Origin of the sequence: Streptomyces sp. TSRI0281, assembly GCF_001905125.1 — a bacterium.
GTDB lineage: Bacteria > Actinomycetota > Actinomycetes > Streptomycetales > Streptomycetaceae > Streptomyces.
The window spans coordinates 1-6,186 of the sequence record NZ_LWLE01000030.1 but is presented as its reverse complement, the minus strand read 5'-3'; the positions used below and the strand labels follow the sequence as shown (position 1 = coordinate 6,186).

At 73.0% G+C, this 6,186-nt stretch carries 4 protein-coding genes and 1 pseudogene; 1 reads left to right on the top strand and 4 read right to left on the bottom strand.

The annotated features are described in order from the left end of the window. The 3 genes and pseudogenes from A6A29_RS45490 to A6A29_RS29055 all read right to left on the bottom strand — a co-directional run. A pseudogene (locus tag A6A29_RS45490) lies at window positions 1–277 on the bottom strand (cytochrome P450); the annotation flags it as partial. Window positions 278–530: 253 nt separating this feature from the next. Continuing rightward, window positions 531–1,439 (bottom strand): Vgb family protein, encoded by a 909-nt coding sequence (locus A6A29_RS29060; protein WP_073724443.1) that lies wholly within the window; start codon window positions 1,437–1,439, stop codon window positions 531–533. A gap of 935 nt (window positions 1,440–2,374) precedes the next feature. Continuing rightward, window positions 2,375–3,322 (bottom strand): ROK family protein, encoded by a 948-nt coding sequence (locus A6A29_RS29055; protein ID WP_073724431.1) that lies wholly within the window; start codon window positions 3,320–3,322, stop codon window positions 2,375–2,377. A 195-nt stretch (window positions 3,323–3,517) separates the two neighbouring features. Here A6A29_RS29055 and A6A29_RS29050 point away from each other — a divergent pair, with 195 nt between their 5' ends. After that, complete coding sequence (locus tag A6A29_RS29050) at window positions 3,518–4,546, top strand: LacI family DNA-binding transcriptional regulator (protein WP_073724429.1); 1,029 nt, start codon at window positions 3,518–3,520, stop codon at window positions 4,544–4,546. 90 nt (window positions 4,547–4,636) lie between these two features. Here the strand turns inward: A6A29_RS29050 and A6A29_RS29045 are convergent, their stop codons facing one another. Further along, entirely contained in the window at window positions 4,637–5,935 is a 1,299-nt protein-coding gene (locus A6A29_RS29045; protein WP_073724427.1) for a DUF6986 family protein, read from the bottom strand. Window positions 5,936–6,186 lie beyond the last annotated feature (251 nt).

The window sequence follows — 6,186 nt, the reverse complement described above, 5'->3', positions numbered from 1 at the left end:
GGAAGAGCGCGCAGTCGCCCGCGGGCGCGTACCGCATCAGTTCCTCGACCGCCGTCGGCAGGAGGCCTGGGTTCTCCCGCAGTTGCTTCAGCCGGTCGGGGAAGCGCGGCAGGGTCAGGATGCTGCTGCCGAGCTGGTTCGACGCCGGTTCGTACCCGGCGAGCAGCAGGATGAGGGAGAGCGAACGGACGTCGTGCTCCGTGAGGTCCTCGCTGTCCTGGGCGCTGGCGACGAGCGCGCTCAGCAGGTCGTCACCCGGCTCCTCCCGCTTGTGCACGACCAGTTCGTCCAGGTAGTCCTGGCGCTGGTCGGGGTCGCGCTCGGCGCGTCGGGAAAAGGCTTCGGAACCGCACCGGCCATGTCCGCCGCGCTCACGGTCCTGGCCTCCCCGGCCTCGGTGACGGTGGTCCGGGCGTCGTCGGCGAAGGAGCGGGGGGGCGCAGGCCGCGGCGAGCGCCTGAAAGGGCTGCGGGGGGCGTACCGGGCGGGGAGATCCCGGGCCGCGGGCGGCGCCGGGTGGGGCGGTGGCGTCACCCCCAGCCCTGCTCCCCCGGCGGTGTCACCCCCACCAGCTCGCCGCTCTCCATCGCCGCCCACACGACCCCGTCCCCCGCGACAGCGATGCCATGCGGCTCCGTGACCTCTTCGGGCAACGCCCAGGTGCGCACCCGTCCGTCCGGCCGCATCCGGCCCACGCGATGGGAGCCCCACTCGGTGAACCAGCATCCTCCCCCGTCGGCCGCCGCGATCCCGTGCGGGCGGGCGTCCGGCGCGGAGACCCGGAATTCCTCGATCCGCCCGTCGTACGTCAGCCGCCCGATCCGCCCGGCGCCGATCTCGGTGAACCACAGCGCACCGTCCTCGCCCGCGGCGATGTTGACCGGCGCGGCACCGCTCGTGGGCAGCGGATGGACCGTGGTGCGACCGGCCGTGTCGAGGCGTCCGATCGCGTCGGCCTGGTTGAGGGCGAACCACAGGGCGCCGTCCGCACCGGCCGTGATCCCCGACGGGTACCCGCCCTCGACCGGCAGTACGAACTCCTCCACGCGCCCCTCGTCGTCCACGCGCCCGACCCGGTCGGCGTTCATCTCGGTGAACCACATGGCGCCGTCCGGTCCGGCAGTGATGCCGTACGGCCCCGCGCCCCTGGTCGGCAGCGGAACGCTCACCACCGTCCCGTCGGGCCTCACGCACCCGACCGCGTCCGCGAGGAACTGCGTGAACCACATCGCGCCGTCACTGCCCCGCGCCACCGAAGTGGGGCGCGCCCCCGCGCCTCCACCACCGGCATGGACCCGTGCGGGCCCGTCCCTGTGCACGCGGGCGATGTCACCCGATCCGGCGAGCGTCACCCAAAGCGCCCCGTCGTCGGCGACCGCCACCCCGTAGGGCCCCCGCCCGGGTACCGGCACGACCCGGTGGCGCTCCGTGGACGACACGCGGTGCGGGTCGTGCTGCGCGAATGACAAGAAAACGCTCCGGGAGGTGGCAGCGAGGAGCAGATGTTCATGGACGGGACGAGGCGTCGTCCCGGGCGTGGACCGAAGACCGTGTGCGACCGCCACGTCGGCATCATCGCAGCTCGAACGGCGGCACTCGCCAGCGCCGGAGCGCTGCTCCCCGGCTACCTGCGGTGATCTCCGCGTCCCTGACGTACACGTCACACGTCCGGGTGAGCGCGGAGGGCGACGGGCACGCGACTGGGGCCGCTGCCGCGCACTGGCGTTCCCCGTGAGGGTCTTGAAGGGAGTATCCAGGTGAAGCGGCGGGAGGATGCTCACAGGCAGGGACGCTATTGCATCCGGATGCGACAGGGCTGGGGTTTACGGAGGCCCGAGGCGGGGCGAGCGGGAGCACCCCGCCGACCTAGGTAACACCGCTCACCTGCCGCGGGGCGACCGGACTGCGGCCCGGCGCGGACACCTTCCACCTCACCGGGCCTCGCCCCCGGGAGACGAATGGGAGAAGGATCTTGCCCATTGGGGCTAGGCAGAGCTAACCCAAGCCAACTCAGGCCAGACACTTGCGGGGTATTCCCCAGGTAAGCCGCTGAGCAGCGACTTGCCAAGACCCACCGGTGGCCCAGACGATCACGGATCCCCCTCTTCCGCAGCCCCCTGTGGCTTGCCCGCAACACCCTGCCGCGGAAACCCCGATGTGGCGATGCTGTTGCCGGGAAGTGGCGGCCGGGTGCCCGTCGACGGGCATCCCACTGTACGAGGCCCGGCGTGCCGGAGCCGTAACGGCGAACGGCCGGGGTGTCCTCGGAGCCGACGCCCGGAGCCGTAACGGCGGGCGGGCCGCGCGTCGTCGGAGCCGACGCGGTCCGTCCAGGGGGTGTCCGGCCTGACGGATCCGGGCACCCCCTGGAAGTTCAGAGGGCCTGTGGCCGGCGCACGGCCGTCGCGGCGGCGGCCGCCGCTCCCACCAGCCCCGCGTCGGTGCCCATCACGGCCGGCGCCACCGTGAGGCGGCGTACGAACGAGAGCGTGGCGTAGTCGCGCAGGGACCGGCGCAGCGGCGCGAAGAGCACCTCGCCCGCACCGGCCACTCCCCCGCCGATCACCGCGATGTCGATCTCGACGAGCGTGGCGGTCGCGGCGATTCCCGCGGCCAGCGCCTGGGCGGCGCGCTCGTACGAGGCGACGGCGACCGGGTCCCCGGCGCGCGCGGCGGCGGCCACGGCGGCGGCCGTGGCATCGCCGTCCGGGCCGGGGAGCCAGCCGCCGTCGAGGGCCCGGCGGGCGATGTTCGGCCCACTGGCGATGCGCTCGACGCACCCGCGCGAGCCGCACGGGCACGGGTCGCCGTCCAGCTCCACACAGAGGTGGCCGATGTGCCCGGCGTTGCCCGTGGGACCGGGGTGCAGCCTGCCGCCGAGGACCAGGCCACCGCCGACGCCCGTCGAGACGACGAGGCAGAGCGCGTTGTCGTAGCCGCGGGCCGCGCCGAGCCAGTGCTCGGCCGCCGTCATCGCCACACCGTCGCCGACCAGCGCCACGGGCAGCCCACCGGTCGCCTTGCGCACCCGCTCCACCAGCGGAAAGTCGCGCCAGGCCGGGACGTTGACCGGGCTCACCGTGCCGGCCGAGGCATCCACGGGGCCCGCGCTGCCGATGCCCACGGATCCGGCCCCGCCCCACAGCGGTGACTCCATCAGCTCGTTCAGTACGTCGCCGACGGCCGCCATGACCGTCTCGGCGTCCCGCAGAGCGGGCGTCGGCCGCTGCGCCCGCGCGAGAAGGGTTCCTCCGCCGTCCACCAACGCACCGGCGATCTTGGTGCCTCCGATGTCGAGCGCGGCGACGAGGTCGGTATGCATCGGTGTGGGCTCTCCGGGTGAGTGAGGGGGCGGGACCTGCGAGTTCAGTCGATGGTCTGCACAGTCTCTATTCTTCTGACAACGTTGTCCAGGGCCTATGCTCGACGCCACACCCTTCCAGCGCCTTCCCGGACCGTTCGCGGGACCCGCCGGAGCCTCTCACAGCCGACCGTACCGACGACAGGACAGCGCACCGTGGCCGAGACCACCCGTCATTCCGAGACCCGCTACGGCAACCGGCCGACCATGAAGGACGTGGCCGCCCGCGCCGGAGTGGGCCTCAAGACGGTCTCGCGGGTGGTGAACAGCGAACCGGGCGTCACCCCCGACACCGAACGCCGCGTGCAGGAGGCGATCGATGCCCTGGGCTTCCGCCGCAACGACAGCGCGCGGGTCCTGCGCAAGGGCCGTACCGCCTCCATCGGCCTGGTCCTGGAAGACCTCGCCGACCCGTTCTACGGCCCGCTGAGCCGCGCCGTGGAGGAGGTCGCCCGTGCCCACGGCGCGCTCCTGATCAACGGTTCGAGCGCCGAGGACCCCGAGCGCGAACAGGAACTCGTGCTCGCGCTGTGCGCCCGCCGCGTGGACGGTCTGATCGTGATCCCCGCAGGCGACGACCACCGCTATCTGGAGCCGGAGATCAAGGCGGGCATCGCCACGGTCTTCGTGGACCGCCCGGCGGGCCGGATCGACGCCGACATGGTCCTCTCGGACAGCTTCGGCGGCGCCCGCGAAGGCGTCGCCCATCTGATCGCGCACGGCCACCGGAGGATCGGCTTCATCGGTGACCAGCCCCGCATCCACACCGCGACCGAGCGGCTGCGCGGCTACCACGCGGCGATGACGGACGCGGGCATCGAGGTCCAGGACGCCTGGGTCTCGCTGGGCTCCACCGACCCCGACCGGGTCCGGGACGCCGCCGAGTCGATGCTCCGTGGACCGGAGCCGGTGACCGCCCTGTTCGCGGGGAACAACCGGGTGACGGTGACCGTCGTACGCGTCCTGGCGGACCGGGAACGCCCCGTGGCCCTGGTCGGTTTCGACGACATCGAGCTGGCCGATCTGCTCGGCATCACCGTGATCTCCCAGGACGCGGCGGCGGTCGGCCGCACCGCCGCCGAGCATCTCTTCCGCCGCCTGGACGGCGTCGACCACGCCCCGGTCCGGGTGGAACTCCCGACGACGCTCATCGCGCGCGGGTCGGGCGAACGCCCGCCCGCCTGATGCCGTCCGACGGCGTGCGGGCCGCCCGTCGCCCGTACGCACGTCGCCGTCGCACCGGCGCGGCCGTGGGAGCGACCGCGCCGGGGACCGCTACGGGGCGGTGACCGTCAGCCCGCCGCGGCGCGGCGAGGCGAACGCGTCGAGGTCCGCGCGGGTGAGCCCGGTGAGACGGGCGACCTCGGCGGTGTCCAGGGCACCGCAGTCGATGCCGCGGAGCAGATAGCCGCTGAGGGCCTTGGCGGTGGCCGGTTCGTCCATGACGTCGCCGCCCGCCTTGGCGACGTACGCCGCGAGGCGGCCCGCCGCCTGCTCCAGACCCTCGCGGTAGAAGGTGTAGACGGCCGCGTACCGGGTGGGCAGGTGGCCCGGGTGCATGTCCCAGCCCTGGTAGTAGGCGCGGGCCAGGGCGCGGCGGGTGAGTCCGTAGTGAAGCCGCCACGCCTCGTGGACCTGGGAGGTGGGGCCGACGGGCAGGACGTTGGTGGAACCGTCACAGACGCGTACGCCGGTGCCCGCCGCGGCGACCTGCATGACGGCCTTGGCATGGTCGGCGGCCGGGTGGTCGCCGGCCTGGTACGCGGGGCTGACACCGACGCAGGCGCTGTAGTCGAAGGTGCCGTAGTGCAGACCGGTCGCCCGCCCCCGGGCGGCGTCGATCATGCGGGCCACGGCGGCGGTGCCGTCCGCCGCGAGGATCGACTGGCTGGTCTCGATCTGGATCTCGAAGCCGATCCGCCCGGCGTCGAGCCCATGGGCCTTCTCGAAGGCTTCGAGCAGCTGGACGAAGGCGGTGACCTGCTCGGGGTACGTCACCTTGGGCAGGGTCAGCACGAGCCCGTCGGGAAGCCCGCCGGCCCGCATCAGGCCGGTGAGGAAGACATCCGTGGTGCGGATTCCGCGGTCGCGTACGGCGGCCTCCATGCACTTCATCCGGATACCCATGTACGGGGCCGAGGTGCCGTCCCCGTACGCCTGCGAGACGAGCAGGGCGGCGCGGGCCGCCGCCTCGTCCTCCTCGTCGTCGGAGCGTGGGCCGTAGCCGTCCTCGAAGTCGATGCGCAGGTCCTCGACGGGCTCGCGCTCCAGCTTGGCGCGTACGCGGTCGTGGACGGGCCCGGCCAGTTCCTCGGGGATGCCGAGGGCCGCGGCGAAGGAGGCGGCGTCGGGGGCGTGCGCGTCGAGGGCCTCCAGCGCCCGGTCGCCCCAGGAGCGGATGGTGTCGGCGGCGAACACGTCGCCGGGTACGTAGACGGTGTGCACGGGCTGGCGGGTGCCGGGGTCTCCCGGATAGCGGCGGGCGAGTTCGGCGTCCACTGCCGCGAGGGAGGCGCTGATGTGCTCGCCGACCGTGCCGGCGAGGCTCGTTGCCACCTTCTCCTGCTGACCCATTCCCGTACCCTCCACGCTCTCGCTTTTTCCGCTTCCCGGAATCAACAATCCGTATAGTGAAGTTATAAGGCCGTCGTACCTGCGTCAATGGTGTCCGGTAATGGTCCGGGGCCGCGCGGTGGGTTTCACCGTGCGGCCCCGGGGGGTGGTGCGCCTGCGTGCTGTGTGTTGCGTGGTGTGCTGTGTTGCGTGTGGTGTGGTGTGGGGGTCAGCCCTTGCGGGTGTTGATCTCTTCGGTGAGCTGGGGGACG

Bases quoted from the DNA above. Each gene is read 5' to 3' on its own strand.
- A6A29_RS29055 (WP_073724431.1), bottom strand. From the start codon at position 3,322: ATGCATACCGACCTCGTCGCCGCGCTCGACATCGGAGGCACCAAGATC.
- A6A29_RS29045 (WP_073724427.1), bottom strand. From the start codon at position 5,935: ATGGGTCAGCAGGAGAAGGTGGCAACGAGCCTCGCCGGCACGGTCGGC.